Source organism: Micromonospora sp. WMMA1947 (assembly GCF_027497355.1).
GTDB lineage: Bacteria > Actinomycetota > Actinomycetes > Mycobacteriales > Micromonosporaceae > Micromonospora.
In genome coordinates this window covers 3939489-3957695 of the sequence record NZ_CP114909.1, presented here as the reverse complement: position 1 = coordinate 3957695, position 18207 = coordinate 3939489, and the positions used below count along the sequence as shown (strand labels likewise).

The 18207-nt window shown below is 71.7% G+C and carries 16 protein-coding genes; 2 read left to right on the top strand and 14 right to left on the bottom strand.

Annotation, left to right across the window (positions count from 1 at the left end):
* Window positions 1–15: 15 nt before the first annotated feature.
* From O7604_RS18965 to O7604_RS18915, 11 genes are all read right to left on the bottom strand, one after another.
* A complete protein-coding gene (locus O7604_RS18965; RefSeq protein WP_281577258.1) occupies window positions 16–654 on the bottom strand; it encodes an acVLRF1 family peptidyl-tRNA hydrolase in 639 nt (212 codons plus the stop codon).
* Window positions 655–739: 85 nt separating this feature from the next.
* Window positions 740–4444 (bottom strand): M12 family metallo-peptidase, encoded by a 3705-nt coding sequence (locus tag O7604_RS18960; RefSeq protein ID WP_281577257.1) that lies wholly within the window; start codon window positions 4442–4444, stop codon window positions 740–742.
* 350 nt (window positions 4445–4794) lie between these two features.
* Window positions 4795–5487, bottom strand: coding sequence for a LysE family transporter (locus tag O7604_RS18955; RefSeq protein WP_269705054.1), 693 nt, complete (start codon window positions 5485–5487; stop codon window positions 4795–4797).
* 601 nt (window positions 5488–6088) lie between these two features.
* A complete protein-coding gene (locus O7604_RS18950) occupies window positions 6089–6520 on the bottom strand; it encodes a metal-sulfur cluster assembly factor (protein ID WP_281577256.1) in 432 nt (143 codons plus the stop codon).
* A complete protein-coding gene (sufU, locus tag O7604_RS18945) occupies window positions 6517–6990 on the bottom strand; it encodes a Fe-S cluster assembly sulfur transfer protein SufU (protein ID WP_281577255.1) in 474 nt (157 codons plus the stop codon). Before sufU ends, O7604_RS18950 begins: the two co-directional genes overlap by 4 nt.
* Window positions 6990–8294: a cysteine desulfurase gene (locus O7604_RS18940; protein WP_281577254.1), complete on the bottom strand. Its 1305-nt coding sequence runs from the start codon at window positions 8292–8294 to the stop codon at window positions 6990–6992. Before O7604_RS18940 ends, sufU begins: the two co-directional genes overlap by 1 nt.
* 8 nt (window positions 8295–8302) lie before the next feature.
* Window positions 8303–9076 carry a Fe-S cluster assembly ATPase SufC gene (sufC, locus tag O7604_RS18935; protein ID WP_064445306.1) on the bottom strand — a complete coding sequence of 258 codons (774 nt, stop codon included), beginning with the start codon at window positions 9074–9076 and terminating at the stop codon, window positions 8303–8305.
* The gene (locus tag O7604_RS18930; protein WP_064445305.1) at window positions 9076–9420 is read right to left on the bottom strand and encodes a non-heme iron oxygenase ferredoxin subunit; all 345 of its coding nucleotides are present in this window, start codon (window positions 9418–9420) and stop codon (window positions 9076–9078) included. The genes sufC and O7604_RS18930 overlap by 1 nt, the downstream gene beginning before the upstream one ends.
* A complete protein-coding gene (gene sufD / locus O7604_RS18925; RefSeq protein ID WP_281577253.1) occupies window positions 9420–10562 on the bottom strand; it encodes a Fe-S cluster assembly protein SufD in 1143 nt (380 codons plus the stop codon). The genes O7604_RS18930 and sufD overlap by 1 nt, the downstream gene beginning before the upstream one ends.
* A gap of 62 nt (window positions 10563–10624) precedes the next feature.
* Window positions 10625–12055: a Fe-S cluster assembly protein SufB gene (gene sufB / locus O7604_RS18920; RefSeq protein ID WP_013287447.1), complete on the bottom strand. Its 1431-nt coding sequence runs from the start codon at window positions 12053–12055 to the stop codon at window positions 10625–10627.
* On the bottom strand, window positions 12052–12828 hold the full coding sequence (locus tag O7604_RS18915) for a metalloregulator ArsR/SmtB family transcription factor (protein ID WP_269705049.1): 777 nt from the start codon (window positions 12826–12828) through the stop codon (window positions 12052–12054). Before O7604_RS18915 ends, sufB begins: the two co-directional genes overlap by 4 nt.
* Window positions 12829–12926: 98 nt before the next feature.
* Between O7604_RS18915 and O7604_RS18910 the strand changes: the two genes are divergently transcribed.
* Entirely contained in the window at window positions 12927–13889 is a 963-nt protein-coding gene (locus O7604_RS18910; protein WP_281577252.1) for a COX15/CtaA family protein, read from the top strand.
* Between the two features lie 73 nt (window positions 13890–13962).
* On the top strand, window positions 13963–15630 hold the full coding sequence (locus O7604_RS18905; RefSeq protein ID WP_281577251.1) for a right-handed parallel beta-helix repeat-containing protein: 1668 nt from the start codon (window positions 13963–13965) through the stop codon (window positions 15628–15630).
* Between the two features lie 59 nt (window positions 15631–15689).
* On the opposite strand, the gene O7604_RS18900 is transcribed toward O7604_RS18905, so the two are convergent.
* The 3 genes from O7604_RS18900 to O7604_RS18890 form a co-directional block, all read right to left on the bottom strand.
* On the bottom strand, window positions 15690–16604 hold the full coding sequence (locus tag O7604_RS18900) for a hypothetical protein (protein WP_281577250.1): 915 nt from the start codon (window positions 16602–16604) through the stop codon (window positions 15690–15692).
* Window positions 16605–16613: 9 nt separating this feature from the next.
* Window positions 16614–16946 (bottom strand): hypothetical protein, encoded by a 333-nt coding sequence (locus O7604_RS18895; protein ID WP_269705042.1) that lies wholly within the window; start codon window positions 16944–16946, stop codon window positions 16614–16616.
* A gap of 219 nt (window positions 16947–17165) precedes the next feature.
* A complete protein-coding gene (locus O7604_RS18890) occupies window positions 17166–18125 on the bottom strand; it encodes a heme o synthase (RefSeq protein WP_269705041.1) in 960 nt (319 codons plus the stop codon).
* Window positions 18126–18207 lie beyond the last annotated feature (82 nt).

Genomic DNA, 18207 nt, shown 5'->3' with positions numbered 1-18207 from the left:
GGTGATCTTTCCTGTTCAGCGGACCAGGATGTGGACCGCCCGGGCGGCGGCGACGGCGGCCACCAGCACCGCGTGCCGGGGTTCCGGCACGTCGAGCAGGCGCGGCGCGCGCAGCGCCGCGAGCGGGGCCAGCCGGCGGTCGGCGAGCACCGTGTCCACCGCGCGCCGGTCGCCGCCGCAGACCAGCGACGCCAGCGTGCCCGCCTCCGGCAACAGCAGGCGTACGGCCAGCTCGGCCGCGTCGCCCAGCGCGGCCTTCGCCTGGTTGTCGCGCCGCCGGGCGAACCGCTGCTGGGACCAGCCGCCCGCCGCGGTCCGGCCCTGCACGTACCGGGTGTCCACCTTGGAGACCACCAGGTCGGTGCCGTCGGCGACGCCGACCGCGACAGCGCCCTTGCGGGCCAGGAGCAGACCGAGCCGGCGGGCCGCCGTGGCGGAGGCGACGAATCCGGGTACGTCCGCCGACGCGCTCGCGCCGGGCGGGGTGTGCAGCTCGGCGGTGGCGCCGTCCGGGGCGGTGAGCAGCAGCCCGTACTCGTGCACGGTCGTGGTCGGCGGGCCGTGCCGGTCGGTGAAGCCCTCGACCCAGCGGGCGATGCGGCCGGGGTCGACCTCGACCCACCGGCCACCCCCCGCGGCAGGTCGGCTGCTCATGGCCCGACGGTACGCCATCGACGGAGCCGGGGACGCAACGCGGGAGGACACCGTGACCGGTGCCCTCCCGCGTCTACCGCGTGGATCAGTGGACGGTGAGGTTGCCGCCCTTCAGTTTGACCTCGGCGGTGCCGCCGCCCGTCCAGTCGGACGAGAACAGCAGCGAGCGGCCGTTCCAGAGCGTCACCCCGACGGTGTCGTTCCGACCGGGGGCGCCCCGGTCGGTCACCGTCACGGCCAGGGTCAGGCCGGAGGCCACCAGCTTGCCCTTGTTGTCGTACAGGGCGGCCTGGTAGCGCACCTGGGCGACCTTGCCCGCCGAGGTGACGCCGAGCGCGTCGACGGGGCCGGCCTTGATCGTGTACGCCTTCCCGCCGGAGCGGAACTCGACCTCGGCCTTGCCCGTGGCGGGCTTGTTCGCCTTGCCCGGCTTCGCGTTCAGCTCCACCTCGACTGTGGAGTTCACGTCGGCCGGGTATGCCCCCGCCGAGCGGGCGGCGGTGAACTCGCCGCCGCCGGTGAGGAACCCGCCGTCGGAGACGGCGACCGTCACCTGGGCGGTGGTGCTGCCCGTGTAGGTGCCGCCCACGGTCGCGGTGACGGTGTGCGTGCCCTTCGGCAGGGTGGCCGTGCACGCCGCGGACGCGGTGGTGGTGGCCGTGCCGAGCAGGGCAGGCACGGCGGTGCACAGCGTCACGCCGCCGGAGGTGAAGGTGACGGTGGCGGTCCGGATGTCACCGGCGGTGGTGTCCGGGGCGCCGGGCAGCACCGAGCTGTCCCGGAGCACGGCCCGCAGCAGGGCCTGGCCCGACGTGCCGCCGGTCGCGGTGTTCACGAGCGTGTCACCGGCCCAGCTGACCGCCGCGTCCTCCGGGGCGACGGTGACGGTGAACGAGGTGCTGCCGGTCAGCCCGGAGCCGTCGGAGACGGTCACGGTGACCGGGTAGTCGCCCGGGGCCGCCGTGGTGGTGCCGGCGACCGTCCAGGTACGCGTACCCGGGCGGGCGTCCGTCGCCGAAGTGCTCGTGACGGCCAGGGACAGGCCGGCGGGCAGCCCGGTGGCGGCGGCGGTCAGGTCCGCGCCCGTGGTGTCGCCGTCGGTGGCGGTCACCGTGACGGCGGGCGAGAGCGCGTCGCTGTACTGCACGTTCACGCCGCCGTCCGGGGCGGTGCTGGTGACGGCCGGGGCGGACCGGATGGTGAAGTCGGCGTCGTTGACGTCGAAGAAGACGTTGCCGACCGCCTCGATCTTGATCCGGGCCTTCCCGGTCGCCACGTTCGGCAGCGTCACCGTCGCCGAGCCGGTGTTGGCGGTCTGCTCCGCCAGCACGTACGGGAAGGTCAGCCCGCCGTCGGCGGACAGCGAGATCTTCACCTGCGCGGCGTTCACCGGCGCCACGTCGGTGCCGGCCACGTCCCACGTCACGGTCTGGGCCGAGCCGCCGTCCAGGACCGCGGCGGTGCCCTGCGAGGTCACCAGGAACGGACCCGCGTCCGGCGCCAGCACCACGGAGACGTCGCCGCTGCCGATGCCGCCGCCACCCAGTCGCCCGTCCCGGGCGGTGAGCTTGAAGTGCAGGGTCCGGTCGCCCGCGATGCCGACCCAGTCGCGGGTGGGCAGGAACTCGGAGTAGCAGTCGACCAGCTCGGCCGGCACGTTCGAGGCGCCACCGGTGGCCGGGGGTGCCGGGGCCGCCGGGCAGGCGCCGGTGGCCGCGTTGGTGTTGCCGGCCAGGATCTGCCGCATGTCCGGGAAGACCCGGGTCGAGTCGGTGGTGACCGCGTTCAGACCCGGCGAGTAGTACTTCAGCGTGTCCGTCGGGGACACGATCGCCGCCTCGCTGAACACCCGGAACAGCGGGCCGTTGACCTTCGTGTTGTTCGTCAGCGCGGTGCCGGTCGTGGCGCCCCTGTCGTTCTGCTCCCACAGGTACGTCACCGTGTCGCCGTCGGCGTCGGTGGCGCTGCCGGTCAGCGCGAACGGCGTCCGCACCGGGATGGTGACGGTGTCCGGCACGGTGACCACCGGCGCGTGGTTGGTGGTCTCCTCGACCAGCCAGCCGCCGTTGTCGATGGCGCCGCCCTTGGCGGTCTCGCCGACGAATCCGGAGGCACCGGAGGCGTTGGTCAGCTCCAGCGCCGCCACGTTGGTGGTGGCCAGCGTGCCGCCGAAGGTCACCTGAAAGCCGTTGTCGTTGAGCGTGCCGCTGCCACCGAAGGCGGCCACGGTGACCGTCGCGCCGGCCGGCCAGCCGGCGATGCCCTCGATGGCGGCCTTGATGCCGGCGATGGTGTAGTTGACGCCCCGCACGATCGGCGCCGAGTCGGTGCCCGCGTAGCTGACGGTGAACGAGTCACCGTCGGCGTCGAACCCGTACAGCGAGACGGTCTGCACCTCGTTGATGGCCGGGCGGTTCGACGTGACGTAGTTGGTGATCTCGGTGTAGCTGCGGTGCGACCAGTACGGGTCGCTGTGCGGCTGGAGGTTGTCCTGCTGGCAGATGCCCGCGTACGCCATGATCGACGAACCGCTGCCCGGCTCGTACGAGTTGGCCGCGCTGCGGTTGCCGCCCGAGCAGTTGTACTGCGTGCCGTTGAAGGTGTGGTTGCCGGCGAACTGGTGACCCATCTCGTGCGAGACGTAGTCGACCGCGTAGAAGTCACCGACCGGTGTCGGCAGGCCGGTGCAGCCCTGCGCCTTGCCGTTGCCGCCGATCACACCGAGGCTGGCCACGCCGCCACCGTTGACGCCCAGGCCGATGTGGCCCACGTCGTAGTTGCTCGCGCCGACCAGCTGGCCGAGCACGATCCGGTTACGGCTGAGCGTGCCGCCGCCGCAGGAGGTGAGCTGCGCCGGCGTGAAGCAGGCCGCCGCGCCGCACGGGCCGTTCGGCTCGGTGGCCAGGGCCGGCGTGTTCAGGTTCGTCTTGTCGGTGTCGTTGATCAGGACGAGCCGGATCGCGGTCTCGTCCTCGTAGATCTGGGTGACCCGGTTCATCAGCGTCACCTTCGCGGCGGTGACGTTCTCCGCGCCGAAGTAGGTGGCGTACGACGGGTCGGTCACCAGCGCCACCCGGTAGGTGCGCAGCTTCACCAGCGGCCCGGCCGGTACCTCCGCCTCGGCGATCTCCTCGGCCAGCGCGTGCGCCTCCTGCGTGACGTCCTCACGCTCGACGAACTCGCCCTCCGGGTGCTCCAGGTCGCGGGCGAAGTAGCTCGCGTACAGGCTCTGGTCGCGCTGGTAGTACGGGTCGATGTACCAGTTGCCCTTCGCCGAGCGGACCGAGGCGTGGAACCCCAGCGGGGTGAGGTCCGCCCGGATGGTCGCGGTCGGGTCGTCCAGGCCCTTGCCGGCGTACGTGGTGATGTCCGGGTGCTTCGCGGCCAGGCCGGCCTCCATGACCGGCGAGTCGACCAGCTCGAAGCGCTGGAACGTGCCGTCCGGAGCGGGCAGCGACACCACCTGCTTCGGCACGCGGGCGACCGCCACGCGCTTCTCCGCCGGCGCCTCGTCCAACAGGCCCTTCATGGTGCCGCGGTCCAGCTTGTACGCGGCCAGTCGCTTGGCCTTGATCGCCGCCTTGCGGCCCGCCTTCGTGGCCGCCGGTTTGCCGTCCACCTTCTGCCACGGTCCGTGGACGCCGGGAGCGGCGGAGGCGGGCGCGGGCGCCGCCAGAACGGGAAGCGTCGCCGCGGCCAGCGCGGCGACGAGGAGGGCAGCGGTCCGTCCGCGCCGAGACCGTCCGGCGGGTTGCCGGTCGCGCGGCGGACGCCACAGGGTGATCCTCAAGTTTTCTCCCTGTTCGATCGATGTGGACTGACGCGCGACCGGCGGGGATGACCGGCCGTACGTGAACGGTCCACGGATTGTTCCGTGACCCTAGGACCACTCGCGACTTCGAACATCACCCGCAAAGAGGATGCGGTTCTGTCTGGACGGTGATCCGGGTCGTCCCGGCTTGCGGGATCCGCGCTTCGCAGGCCCGGCACGGCCGGCCTGACGACCAAGGGCACCTGTGGTCGGACGCGGAACCGGAACGGCTCCTTCCGTCGTCCGCAACTGCCGTTTCGGCCGATCCCTGGGTAACGGATCATGAACCGGCCCGCAATCGGGCCGACACATCGGCCTGTCCACGTCGGTCAGACATCGAGCACTGTGGCGACCGCGAGGACGGCGATGATGACACTGGACAGCAGCGCGGTGACCTGCCGCCCGCGGGGACCGGTGAGGGCCCGGCCGATCAGCGTGCCGCCGCCGGCGATCAGCAACTGCCAGCTCGCCGAGGCGAGGAACACCCCGGCGGTGAAGGCGCCCGCGCCCGCGGGACCGCCACCGAGCACGTCACCCCGGCCGAGGACGAGCGCCACGAAGTAGACCACTGTGGCCGGGTTGAGCAGGGTCAGCGCGAGGACCGCGGCGAACGCCCGCACCGGCGTGTCCAGCCCACCCCGCGCCGCCGCCTTCCGATGCGGCCGGCCTTCCCGGGCCGGTCCGCCTTCCCCGGCCGGTCCGCCTTCCACGCTCGGCTCCGGCGTCGGGGCGGATGGGCGCAGCGCACGCCAGGCGGTGAGGCAGGCGAGAGCCAGCAGCACCCCCGCGGCGACCAGTCGCAGCGGACCCGCGACCGGCGCGAGGCCGCTCGCCACCGCGGCCCCGCCCAGCGCCGCGACGGCCGCGTAGAGCCCGTCGGCGCTGGCCACGCCGAGCGCCGCCGCCGCACCGACGCGGAACGAGGTACGCGCGCTGAGCCCGAGGATGAGGATCGCGATAGCGCCGACCGGGATGGCGACGCCGTAGCCGGCGACCAGGCCAGCCAGGAACGCCCCGGTCACGACGACGGGAAGTGGGGCGAGGCGGCCGGCGGCAGGGCGCGCTGTCGGCGTGCGGCGGTGGCCGCACGGACAGAAACCTGCGTCGGGTACGCCTCGATCACCGGCTCATCCTGCGCCCCCCTCCCCCACCCCACCACCCATTTCCGCGCGAGCTTGCACTTACGGCCCCGAAGACAGTCGGAATGCCCGGTCTGCCCGGGCAGGATCTGCAAGATCGCGGGGAGGGGGGCGTGGGTGGTCGGAACGGTGCAGCGCCGTCGGCTCGGCTCGGCTCGGCTCGGCTCGGGGAGATCTTGGTAGGAAGTGGCCCCCATGAGGGCCATTTCCTACCAAGATCTTCGGTTTTCCTGACTAGTGGAGGCGAACTCTCGCTGGCTGGGACGCGATCCTGAGTAGGACGGCGGAACCTGGCTGACGAGTGTGAAGAGGCGGACGGAAGCGAGGTCGGCGGGGACTCAGTAACGGAGGGGACAAAGGGGCGGGGTTCGGAAGCGGGGCGGGGAAGCATGCGGGCGCGGAAGGCAGTGCCGGGCGCGGGAAAGCAGCGCGGGCGCGGCACCCCCCGGTAGGGGTGCCGCGCCCGCGGCGTGACCGGGAACGGTCAGACGTTGAAGCCGAGCGAGCGGAGCTGGTCGCGCCCCTCGTCGGTGATCTTGTCGGGGCCCCACGGCGGCAGCCAGACCCAGTTGATCCGGATGTCGTTGACGAGGCCGCCACCGGGACCGGTGGTCAGCGCCTGCCGGGCCTGGTCCTCGATGACGTCGGTCAGCGGGCAGGCCGCCGAGGTCAGCGTCATGTCCAGGGTGGCGACGTTGTCGTCATCGACGTGGACGCCGTACACCAGGCCCAGGTCGACCACGTTGATGCCCAGCTCGGGGTCGACGACGTCCTTCATCGCCTCCTCGATGTCACCGATCGCGGCCCTGCCGCCGGCCGGCGCCGCCGCGTCCGCACCGTCGGCAACAGCACCGTTGACGGCGGTGCCGTCCGTCGCCACCGCGCCGGTCTCGTGGGTCATGTTCTCGTCGCTCATGCCTTCACCTCCGGGCTCACGCCCACCCCGGCGCGTGCCGCGGCGTCCTTGAACGCCATCCACGACAACAGCGCGCACTTCACCCGGGCCGGGTAGCGCGCGACACCCGCGAACGCCACCCCGTCTCCGAGCACGTCCTCGTCCGGCGTGACCTGGCCCCGCCCGGACATCAACTGCACGAACGCCTCGTGCACCACCGCGGCGTCGCCCGCCGCCTTGCCGCGCAGCAGCTCGTGCAGGATGCTCGCCGACGCCTGGCTGATCGAGCAGCCCATCCCGTCGTACGAAATGTCGGTGAACACGCTGCCGTCGGTCGCCACCCGCACGGTGATCTCGTCGCCGCAGGTCGGGTTGACGTGGTGCGCCTCGCCGACCCGGACAGCCGGGTCCGTCGCGTCCCGCAGGCCACGGCCGTGCGGGTGCTTGTAGTGGTCCAAAATGATCTCTTGGTAGAGAGATTCAAGTTGCATCAGTCGAACACCTTCCGCACCTGCTCCAGCCCCGCCACCAGGGCGTCGATCTCCGCGGTGGTGGTGTAGAGGTAGAACGACGCCCGCGTCGTGGCCGGCACCCCGAAGCGGGTGCATACCGGCCGGGCGCAGTGGTGGCCCACCCGCACCTGCACGCCGAGCGAGTCGAGCACCTGGCCGACGTCGTGCGGGTGCACGTCACCGAGCGCGAACGAGATCGTCCCGCCCCGGCCCACCGGCACGGTCGGGCCGAAGATCCGCAGGCCGGGCACGGTGGCGAGGGCGTCCAGCGCGTACACCGTCAGCTCCTTCTCGTGCCACTGGATCGCCGGCATGCCGATCGCGGTGAGGTAGTCGACCGCCGCGCCGAGCGCCACCGCCTCGGCGATCGGCGGGGTGCCCGCCTCGAACCGGGCCGGCGGCGCGGCGAACGTCGAGCCGGCCATGGTCACCGTCTCGATCATCGAGCCGCCGCCCATCACCGGGGGCATCGCGGCGAGCAGCTCGCCCCGGCCCCAGAGCACGCCGATGCCGGTCGGGCCGCACATCTTGTGCCCGGTGAAGACGATGAAGTCGGCATCGTAGTCGACCACGTCCATCGGCAGGTGCGGCACCGACTGCGAGCAGTCGAGCAGCAGCAGCGCGCCGACCTCACGGACCCGCGCGGTGATCCGCGAGGTGGCGTTGACGGTGCCGAGGATGTTCGACATGTGCACCAGCGAGACGATCTTCGTCCGCTCGGTGACCAGGTCGTCCAGGCCGGACTCGTCGAGCCGGCCCTGGTCGGTGACCGGGAACCAGCGCAGCGTCGCGCCGGTGCGCTCCGCCAGCAGCTGCCACGGGACGATGTTCGAGTGGTGCTCCATCTCGGAGATCACGATCTCGTCGCCGGGGCCCAGCCGGAACCGGGGGTCGCTGTCCGCCCGCAGCGACGCGTTGGAGAACGCGTACGCCACGAGGTTGATCGCCTCGGTGGAGTTCTTGGTGAACACCACCTCGTCCATGCTCGGCGCGTTGATGAACGCGGCGATCTTCGCCCGCGCGCCCTCGTAGGCCTCGGTCGCCTCGGTGCCCAGCGTGTGCACCGAGCGCGACACGTTGGCGTTGTGCAGCGCGTAGTGCTCGGCGAGCACGTCGAGCACCTGCCGCGGCTTGTGCGAGGTGTTCGCGCTGTCCAGGTAGACCAGCGGGTGGCCGTTGACCTCTCGGTCGAGGATCGGGAAGTCGGCCCGCACCTTCGCCACGTCGAAGCGCGGCACGTCGTCGTACTGCGGCATGCCCGCCGGGATGGCCATCGAGGTCATGTCGAGTCTCAGGCCCGCGCCGCGCCGGCCCCGGCGACGTACCGCTCGTAGCCCTCTTCCTCGAGCTTGTCGGCCAGCTCCCGGCCGCCCTGCTCGACGATCCGGCCGGCCACGAAGACGTGCACGAAGTCCGGCTTGATGTAGCGCAGGATGCGCGTGTAGTGGGTGATCAGCAGCAGGCCGGTGTCACCGGTGTCGCGCACCCGGTTTACGCCCTCGCTGACCACGCGCAGCGCGTCCACGTCGAGGCCGGAGTCGGTCTCGTCGAGGATCGCCATCTTCGGCTTGAGCAGCTCCAGCTGCACGATCTCGTGCCGCTTCTTCTCGCCGCCGGAGAAGCCCTCGTTGACGTTGCGCTGGGCGAACGCCGGGTCCATCTGGAGGCGCTCCATGGCGCCGCGCAGCTCGCCGCCCCAGGTGCGCAGCTTCGGCGCCTCGCCGTCGATGGCGGTCTTGGCGGTACGCAGGAAGTTGGCCACCGACACACCGGGGACCTCGACCGGGTACTGCATGGCGAGGAAGAGGCCGGCGCGGGCCCGCTCGTCGACGGACATGGACAGCACGTCCTCGCCGTCGAGGGTCACCTCGCCGCCGGTGATCTCGTACTTCGGGTGACCGGCGATCGAGTACGCCAGCGTGGACTTGCCGGAGCCGTTCGGGCCCATGATGGCGTGCGTCTCGCCGGAGCGCACGGTCAGGTCGACCCCGTGCAGGATCGGCTTGAGCTCACCCTCGGGCAGCTTGACCGACACCTTCAGGTCGCGGATCTCCAGGGTGCTCATCAGCGGGTCACTCCATTGCTCGGCAGCGGACGGCCGTCGCCGTCCACGGAAAGGTAGATGTCGCCGTCACGGACTTCGACGGAATAGACGGGTACGGGTTCGGTGGCGGGCAGCCCGGTGGGCTCACCGGTACGCAGGTCGAAACGGGATCCGTGCAGCCAGCATTCCAGCGTGCAGCCCTCGACCTCGCCCTCGGACAGCGCCACGGCGGCGTGCGAGCACTCGTCGTGCACGGCGTAGAACACGTCGTCCTCGCCGTGCACGATCGCGACCTGCACGCCGTCCACGTCGGCGCTGATCGCGGTGCCCTTCGGCACGTCCTCGGTGGAGCAGATCTTGAGCATCAGGCGTCGGCCTTCGCCAGCCGGGCCTCGATGGCGTCGCCCAGGCGCTCGCGCAGGTCCTCGACCGGGATCTTGTTGATCAGCTCGGCGAAGAAGCCGCGCACCACCAGGCGCCGCGCCTCGGCCTCCGGGATGCCCCGGGCCATCAGGTAGAACAGCTGCTCGTCGTCGAAGCGGCCGGTCGCGCTGGCGTGCCCGGCGCCGGCGATCTCGCCGGTCTCGATCTCCAGGTTGGGTACGGAGTCGGCCCGCGCGCCGTCGGTGAGCAGCAGGTTCCGGTTGATCTCGTACGTGTCGGTGCCGGTGGCCTCGGCACGGATCAGCACGTCGCCGACCCAGACCGTGTGCGCGTCGTCGCCCTGCAGCGCGCCCCGGTAGCCGACGTTGCTGCGGCAGTCCGGCACGGTGTGGTCGACCAGCTGCCGGTGCTCCAGGTGCTGGCCGGAGTCGGCGAAGTAGACGCCGTACAGCTCGGCCTCGCCGCCGCGCTGGGTGTACTCGACAGACGTGTACTGCCGGACCAGGTCGCCGCCGAGGCTGACCTGCACGTGCAGGATCCGGGCGTCACGGCCCAGCCGCACCTTGAGGTGCTGCGCCTGCACCGCGTCGTCGGCCCAGTCGGCGACCGTGACCAGGGTCAGCTTCGCCCCGTCGCCCACCGACACCTCGACGTTGTCGGCGAGCGTGGCCGAGCCGACGTGCTCGATCACCACTGTGGCCTCGGCGAACCGGTCCACCTCGACGAACGTGTGGCCGAAGGCGAGCGCCTCGGCGTTCTCGCCGACCACCCGCAGGCGCACCGGCGCCTCCACCACCGCGTCGCGGTCGACGCGCACCAGCAGCGCGCCGTCGGCCCCGCCGTACGCGAGCGCGCTGACCCGGTCGAACGGGGTGAGCACGCTGCCCACCCTCGGGTCGTCCCGGCCGATCCGGTCGACGGTGACGCCCTCGGGCAGGTCACCGTACTCGTGCCTGACCGTGCCGGTAGCGCCCTGCGCCGACCCGGTCAGGCCGCGCAGTCGCTTGAGCGGGGTGAAGCGCCACTCCTCCTCCATGCCGGTCAGGGCCGGGAAGTCGGCGACGTCGTACGAGCGGAGCGCCTGCGACTTGGTCGTGGGCGGCGCGGAAGCCTGGGTAGTCATCTCTTCCTTGGTCTGTTTCTACGACGACGGTGTCAGTGAGGCGGAGGGCGGGGCGGCCGGCGTCAGCCGACCGCGCCCTCCATCTGCAGCTCGATCAGGCGGTTGAGCTCCAGCGCGTACTCCATCGGGAGCTCCTTGGCGATCGGCTCGATGAAGCCGCGCACGATCATCGCCATCGCCTCGTCCTCGCTCAGGCCCCGGCTCATCAGGTAGAAGAGCTGGTCCTCGCTGACCTTGGAGACGGTCGCCTCGTGGCCCATCGACACGTCGTCCTCGCGGATGTCGACGTACGGGTAGGTGTCGGAGCGGGAGATCGTGTCGACCAGGAGCGCGTCGCACTTGACGGTGCTCTTGCTGCTGGTCGAGCCCTCCAGCACCTGCACCAGACCGCGGTACGAGGTGCGGCCGCCGCCCCGGGCGATCGACTTCGACACGATGGTCGAGGAGGTGTGCGGCGCGGCGTGCACCATCTTGGCGCCGGCGTCCTGGTGCTGGCCCTCGCCGGCCATCGCGACCGAGAGCACCTCGCCCTTGGCGTGCTCGCCGGTCATGTAGACCGCCGGGTACTTCATGGTGACCTTGGAGCCGATGTTGCCGTCGACCCACTCCATGGTCGCGCCCTCGTGGCACACGGCGCGCTTGGTGACCAGGTTGTAGACGTTGTTCGACCAGTTCTGGATGGTCGTGTACCGGCACCGGGCGTTCTTCTTGACGATGATCTCCACGACGGCGCTGTGCAGCGAGTCGGAGGAGTAGATGGGCGCGGTGCAGCCCTCGACGTAGTGCACGTACGCGCCCTCGTCGACGATGATCAGCGTCCGCTCGAACTGGCCCATGTTCTCCGTGTTGATCCGGAAGTAGGCCTGCAGCGGGATGTCCACGTGCACGCCCTTCGGCACGTAGATGAACGAGCCACCGGACCAGACGGAGGTGTTCAGCGCGGCGAACTTGTTGTCGCCGACCGGGATGACCGTGCCGAAGTACTCCTTGAACAGGTCCTCGTGCTCCTTGAGCGCGGTGTCCGTGTCCAGGAAGACGACGCCCTGCTCCTCCAGGTCCTCACGGATCTGGTGGTAGACGACCTCGGACTCGTACTGCGCCGCGACACCGGCGACCAGGCGCTGCTTCTCCGCCTCCGGGATGCCGAGCTTGTCGTAGGTGTTCTTGATGTCCTCGGGCAGGTCCTCCCAGGAGGTGGCCTGCTTCTCGGTGGACCGCACGAAGTACTTGATGTTGTCGAAGTCGATCCCGGTGAGGTCGGCGCCCCAGTTCGGCATCGGCTTGCGGCCGAACAGCCGCAGGCCCTTGAGCCGCAGGTCGAGCATCCAGGCCGGCTCGTTCTTCTTGGCCGAGATGTCGCGCACCACCGCCTCGCTGAGGCCGCGCTGGGCGGAGGCCCCGGCGACGTCGGGGTCGGCCCAGCCGTACTCGTAACGACCGAGGGCCGCGAGCTGCTCCTCCTGGGTCAGGGGCTGGACGATCTGCTCGGTCATCTATCTGTCCTCACAGTGGTGACGGTGGAACCGGACTGGGCGGGAATGTGCGTGGTGCACACGCCGTCGCCGTGCGCGATGGTGGCCAGGCGCTGTACGTGAGTGCCGACCAGACGGGAGATCACTTCGGTCTCGGCCTCGCACAGCTGAGGGAACTCGGCGGCCACGTGCGCCACCGGGCAGTGGTGCTGGCAGAGCTGGCCGCCGGAGGCGATCGTGGACGCGTTTGCAGCGTAACCCTCGGCGGTCAGCGCGCCGGCGAGTGCCTCCGCCCGCGCGAGCGGGGCGTCACCGGCGTCCTCCATGGCTGCCCGGCAGCGGGTCTCCAGCGCGGAGACCTGCTCGGCCGCGAACGCCGCGACCGCCTCGGTGCCGCCGGTGCGGGCGATCCACCGCAGCGCGGCGGTGGCCATGTTGTCGTAGTGGTGGGTGCCGCAGCGGCCCCGGCCCGCCTCGGTGAGCGCGAAGACCTTGGCCGGCCGGCCGCGCCCGCGGCTGCCGCGCACGGTCTGCTCGCGGGCGACCACGTCACCGTCGGCGAGCATCGCGTCGAGGTGCCGGCGGATCGCCGCCGGGCTCAGACCGAGGGCCGTGCCGAGCTGCGCGGCGGTGGTGGGACCACGCTCCAGCAGCAGCTGGGTGACCCGGTCGCGGGTCGACAGGTCGGCCGGAGCGGCCTCCCGCTCGCCACGCCGTACGCTGCGACGTGCGCGCGAGCCACCGGCGACCGGACCGGCCACCGGCGTTCGGGAGAGCGCCGCCGCGTTTTTCACAACGGCAACGTTACGTAATTCGCCGAGGGCCTGCAAACCCGGGGTCCGGTGATTCCGACCACCGGGGTGCCGGAGTCACCCGATCGGGATCAACTACGGTGCGTAGGATTCGCTCCGTGAAGCGTTCCGTCCGGTTCCCGGTCTCGTCCACGCTGCTGCGCCGCCTCGCGCTCGCCTCGATCATCGCGAACGTCGCGATCGTGGTCACCGGCGGGGCCGTCCGGCTCACCGCCTCCGGCCTCGGCTGCCCCACCTGGCCCCGGTGCACCGACGACTCCTACACCACCACCGCCGAGATGGGCGTGCACGGGGTGATCGAGTTCGGCAACCGGCTGCTCACCTTCGCGGTGGGCATCATCGCGCTCGCCGTGGTGGTGGCCGTGCTGGCCCACCGCCCCCGCCGCCGGGGACTGCTCCCGCTGGCCGTGGGCGTGCTGTTCGGCATCCCGGCCCAGGCGGTCATCGGCGGCATCACCGTGCTCACCAACCTCAACCCGTGGGTGGTCGGGCTGCACTTCCTCGCCTCGATGGCGGTGATCGCCGCCGCGTACGCGCTCTGGCGGCGCATCAAGGAGCCGGACGGACCGGCGGCACCGACCGTGCCGGCGCCGCTGCGTACCCTCGCCTGGATCACCACGGCGGTGAGCGCGTCGGTGCTGGTGGTCGGCACGTGGGTGACCGGCAGCGGACCGCACGCCGGCGACCACGGCGCGGCCCGCAACGGCCTGGACCCGGCAGCGATCTCCCAGGTCCACGCCGACGGCGTCTTCCTGCTGATCGGCCTCTCGGTGGCGCTGTACTTCGCGTTCCGGGCGGTCGGCGCGGAGCGCGCCGCGCGGGCCGCGGCGGTGCTGATCGCGGTCGAGCTGGGCCAGGGCGTGATCGGCTTCGTCCAGTACTTCACCCACCTGCCCGGCGTGCTGGTCGGCGCACACATGCTCGGCTCCTGCCTGGTGCTGCTGGCCACGCTGGGCGTGCTCTGGGCCACCCGGGAGCGGTTGCCGGCCACCCCGGAGGCTCCGGCCGCGCCCGCCGCGCAGCGGGTGGTCGCCGCCGCCTGAGCGGGGCGTTACCGCGCGGCGGAAGCGGGAAAGCGGCACGGGCCACCGACCGTCCGCCCGAGGGGAGCTCCCCGTGTCGCGCAAGAGCCTCTCCACAACCACCCCGCAACGGCTGACCCCGGTCGCCGGCGCGCCGCTGTGGTGCGACGCCCGCGAGTACGGCCTCACCGGCGACGGGGTCACCAACGACCAGCCCGCCCTGGCGGCGCTGGTGGACCGCCTCGGCGCCGGGTACGACGCCGACGGCCGGGCCCGGGTGATCTACTGCCCGCCCGGCCTCTACTCGATCCGCGACGCCGGGACCGTCTGGCGCAGCGGCGTCTCGCTGCTCGGCGCCGGGCCGGCCGCGACCCGCTTCCTGCTCAGCAACGAGGGCGACCGCAGCGCACCGGTCCCGCTCGCCTACTGGACCACGGTGCAGCACGGCGCGGACCGGGACCGGCACATCACCGACTGCACGTTCGCCGACTTCGAGATCGACGGCTCCAGCGTGGCCCAGACGTCCTACGACTACCTGGCCAAGGGACTCGGCCTGCAGTACGTGGTGCGCGGCGTGTTCCGCAACCTCTACATCCACCACACCGGGGCGACCGGCCTGGGCTGCGACTTCCTCCAGGACAGCCTGATCGACGGCGTGGTCGTGGTGGGATGCGGCCGGCTGGACAACGGCGACCAGATGGGCGGCGCCGGGATCGGCGTCGGCATCGGCGGCTGGGGCGACGTGGAGCGCCTCACCATCGCCAACTGCACCACCATCGGCAACGGCACCAACGGCATCTTCCTGGAGCTGCAGAAGGACTACTGGACCCCGCCGCGCGGCTTCCGGATCATCGGCTGCCACAGCCAGGCCAACCGGTTCGGCATCTCCGACTGGGGCGCCGAGGGGCTGATCGTCTCCGGCTGCACCATGACCAACAACCTGGAGGCCGGCTTCGACGTGTCGGGCAACGGCACCGCCGGGGTTGCCGGGCGCGGCGGCCTGGTCACCGGCTGCGTGATCGACGCCAACGTGGGCGACGGGATCAGCATGGGCAACACCCCCGGCTCGTACACGGTGCAGGGCAACCGGATCAGCCGCAACGGTGGTTTCGGCTACCACGAGCACGACCTGGGCCACGGCTACCGGGGTGCGGCGGCCGATGTGGTCATCCAGGACAACGACATCCGGGACAACGCGCTGGACGGCATCCGGATCGACCGGCCGATGCTGGACACGTCGATCGTCGGGAACCGGATCCGGGACAACGGCCGCCGCTCCGCCCCGGCCTGCTCCGGCTCCGGCGAGGCGGTGCGGTACGGCCCACGCGAGGTCACCGACGGCAACGCCGACTGGCCGGCCGGCGGGCACCGGGGCAAGGTGGTGCGGGTCGGCTCCCGCGACGCGGTGGTGTCCGACAACAGCGCCGACCGGCTCTCCCTGGCCGAGGTGCGCCCGGACGGCTCCACCGGCTGGAGCGCCGCCACGCCGGGGCCCGGCACGGCGTACGAGCTGCCGGACTCGCCACCGGCGTGCGGCGGCATCACGATCGCCGCGCCGTTCGACTCGGCCACCGTGCGCGGCAACCGGATCTGGCACCGGGACGCCGACACCCAGGCGTACGGCATCTGGGTCACCGAGGCGGGCAGCTGCGTCTCCTGCGCGTTCGAGGACAACGACCTGGCCGGCACCGAGGCCGCGCTGCGGCTGGACACACCGCCGATCGGCGGTCGCTGGGCGCGGAACCACAGCGACCGCGACTGAGCGTCGTGCCGGTGCCGGTGCGGGCCGTCGCGGCCGCGGCGGTCACGCGGCCGGTGGCCTCAGCGGCGGGCCAGGTGGGTGAGCACCGCGTCGGCGAGCCGGTCCGGGGCGCCGTCGGCGTACCCGACGAACAGACTCGGCTCGGTCAGCTCCAGTTCGACCAGCACGGGCTCGCCGTCCGGGCCGGGGATCAGGTCGACCCGGGCGTAGAGCAGCCGGTCCGGGCCGCCGGGCACCACCGCGAGCACCTTCTCGGCCACCGCGCGCTGCTCCGCCGTGGCGGCGCGGGCGTCGATCCGCTCCTCCTTGTAGAGCGCGGCCTCGCCCAGGTCCGGCCCGGTCAGCATCGGACCCTTGCGGATCGCGTGGCTGAACGCCAGGCCGTCGGGGCCGGCCAGGAACAGCAGGGCGGTCTCCCCTGCGGTGTCCACCGCGTCGAGGTACGGCTGGACCATGGTGACCCGTCCGGCGCCGGAGAGCCGCCGTACGTGGGCCAGCGCCAGCTCGCGGTGCTGCCCGTCGGTCAGGTCGTAGCGGCCGGTGTCCTGGCTGCCGGCGCTGACGGCCGGCTTGAGCACGTACTCGCCGGTGGCCGGTGGCGTCCACGCCTGCCCGGGCTCGACCCACTCGGTCGCGACGGTGGGGACCCCGGCGGCGGCCAGCTCGGACAGGTAGCGCTTGTCGGTGTTCCAGGCGACCACGTCGGCCGGGTTCACCAGGGCCGGCACGGTACGCGCCCAGGCGACGAACTCGTCCCGCCGCAGCGCGTAGTCCCACGGGGAGCGGAGCACGACCAGGTCGTACCCGCCCCAGTCGACGGCCGGGTCGTCCCAGACGGCGATCTCGGTGGTGACGCCGCGGGTGGCGAGCGGGCCGAGCGCGAGCCGGTCGTCCGGGTCGAGGTCGGGCAGCTCGGCGCAGGTGACGAAAGCGACCCGGGGTCTCCCCCGGGTCGACTGGTGGTGGTCGGTCATTCGGTTATGTCAACGGGCCATCGTGCGCCGGGCCATCGACCGCCAGAGGTCGTTGCTCGGACGCATCTGGTCCATCAGTTCACGCTCCCAGGCGTTCTCGACGTCGACTCCGGCCTTCGCGCAGGCCTGCCGCGCGACGTTCGTGTCGTCGGCGAACTGGTCTGCCCATACCCCGTCGGAACCCACGAGGACGATCCGTGCGCCGCGCTTGCCGACGTACTCGATGACCGCCTTCGCGCCGCCGTGCCCGGCGGCGAACGACTTGATGCCCGCGACCAGGCCGTTGGGGGCCTGCTCGGCGGTCTTGTCAGCCGTCAGCGTCGTATCGGAACCATCTGCCATGACGCGAAGCCTAAGCAGACTTCCACCCGGATGTGCGAGAACCATGAACTGAATGTGATGCCAATTACCCATCGGTTTAAGAAGAACCACAGGTAATTTGCCCGTACATGTCGCTTAATCCCGGGCGAAGCGGGCAGGCGAGATCGTCACAATCTGTCCAGGTTGGCCCCCTCCGCGGAAGCCCGAAAAAAATTTCTGATGAACCGCCGGACGGGCGGGTCAGATGAGCGCGTCGAGCGCGACGGCCGCGAAGAGGATCGTGAGGTACGTGGTGGACCAGTGGAACAGCCGCATCGGCTTGACCGCCTCGCCGCGCGTCGCGCGCCGGCACAGCTTGTGTGCCTCGACGAGGAAGATCCCGCCGACCACGAGCGCCGTCACGCCGTAGATCGGGCTCATCCCGAGCGGCCACACCGCCAGCGAGGAGAGCACCGTCAGCCAGGAGAAGCCGATGATCTCGGCGTTCACCCGCCGGACCGAGGCCACCACCGGCAGCATCGGCACCCCGGCGCGGGCGTAGTCCGCCTTGTACTTGATGGCCAGCGCGTAGAAGTGCGGCATCTGCCAGAAGAAGACCACAGCGAACAGGCCCCACGCGGCCGGCGCCAGCGTGCCGGTGACGGCGGCCCAGCCGATCAGCACCGGCGCGGCGCCGCAGATGCCGCCCCAGAACGTGTTGGCGGCGGTGGTCCGCTTCAGCCACAGCGTGTAGACCAGGTCGTAGTAGGCGATCGCGGCCACCGTCAGCACCGTCGCCAGCCAGTTCGTCGCCGCCGCCATCAGCGCCACCGACACGGCGGCCAGCACCAGGCCGAAGACCAGCGCGCTGCGCGGCGACACGGTGTGCGCGGGCAGCGGGCGGCGCTTGGTGCGCCGCATGAGCTGGTCGATGTCGCGGTCGATGTAGCAGTTGATGACGCTCGCCGCGCCGGCCGCGAGCGACCCGCCGACGAGCACCACCGCGACCAGCCACAGCGACGGCATCCCGCCGTGGGCCAGCATCATCGCCGGCACGGTGGTGACCAGCAGCAGCTCGACGATCCGCGGCTTGGTCAGCGTCACGTACGCCGCCACCACGGCGCGCACGTCCCGCCGGCCGCTCGCCGGCAACTCCGCCACCGCGCCCACCGGCGACTGCCCGGCAGGGTTGCTGACGGGGCGCTCGGTGATCATGCTCACGGATTGCCACCTTCCGGCATCGGCGGGGGAGGTCGTTCGGCCCGGACCGCTGCGGGTCCACACACCGCCCCACACACTACGC

What these genes read in the sequence shown, in the direction of transcription:
- O7604_RS18940 (WP_281577254.1), bottom strand. Translation starts at nt 8,294, where the DNA reads ATGACCTCGATGGCCATCCCGGCGGGCATGCCGCAGTACGACGACGTG.
- O7604_RS18930 (WP_064445305.1), bottom strand. Translation starts at nt 9,420, where the DNA reads ATGCTCAAGATCTGCTCCACCGAGGACGTGCCGAAGGGCACCGCGATC.
- O7604_RS18895 (WP_269705042.1), bottom strand. Translation starts at nt 16,946, where the DNA reads ATGGCAGATGGTTCCGATACGACGCTGACGGCTGACAAGACCGCCGAG.
- sufU (WP_281577255.1), bottom strand. Translation starts at nt 6,990, where the DNA reads ATGCAACTTGAATCTCTCTACCAAGAGATCATTTTGGACCACTACAAG.
- O7604_RS18950 (WP_281577256.1), bottom strand. Translation starts at nt 6,520, where the DNA reads ATGAGCGACGAGAACATGACCCACGAGACCGGCGCGGTGGCGACGGAC.
- sufC (WP_064445306.1), bottom strand. Translation starts at nt 9,076, where the DNA reads ATGAGCACCCTGGAGATCCGCGACCTGAAGGTGTCGGTCAAGCTGCCC.
- sufD (WP_281577253.1), bottom strand. Translation starts at nt 10,562, where the DNA reads ATGACTACCCAGGCTTCCGCGCCGCCCACGACCAAGTCGCAGGCGCTC.
- O7604_RS18900 (WP_281577250.1), bottom strand. Translation starts at nt 16,604, where the DNA reads ATGACCGACCACCACCAGTCGACCCGGGGGAGACCCCGGGTCGCTTTC.
- sufB (WP_013287447.1), bottom strand. Translation starts at nt 12,055, where the DNA reads ATGACCGAGCAGATCGTCCAGCCCCTGACCCAGGAGGAGCAGCTCGCG.
- O7604_RS18965 (WP_281577258.1), bottom strand. Translation starts at nt 654, where the DNA reads ATGAGCAGCCGACCTGCCGCGGGGGGTGGCCGGTGGGTCGAGGTCGAC.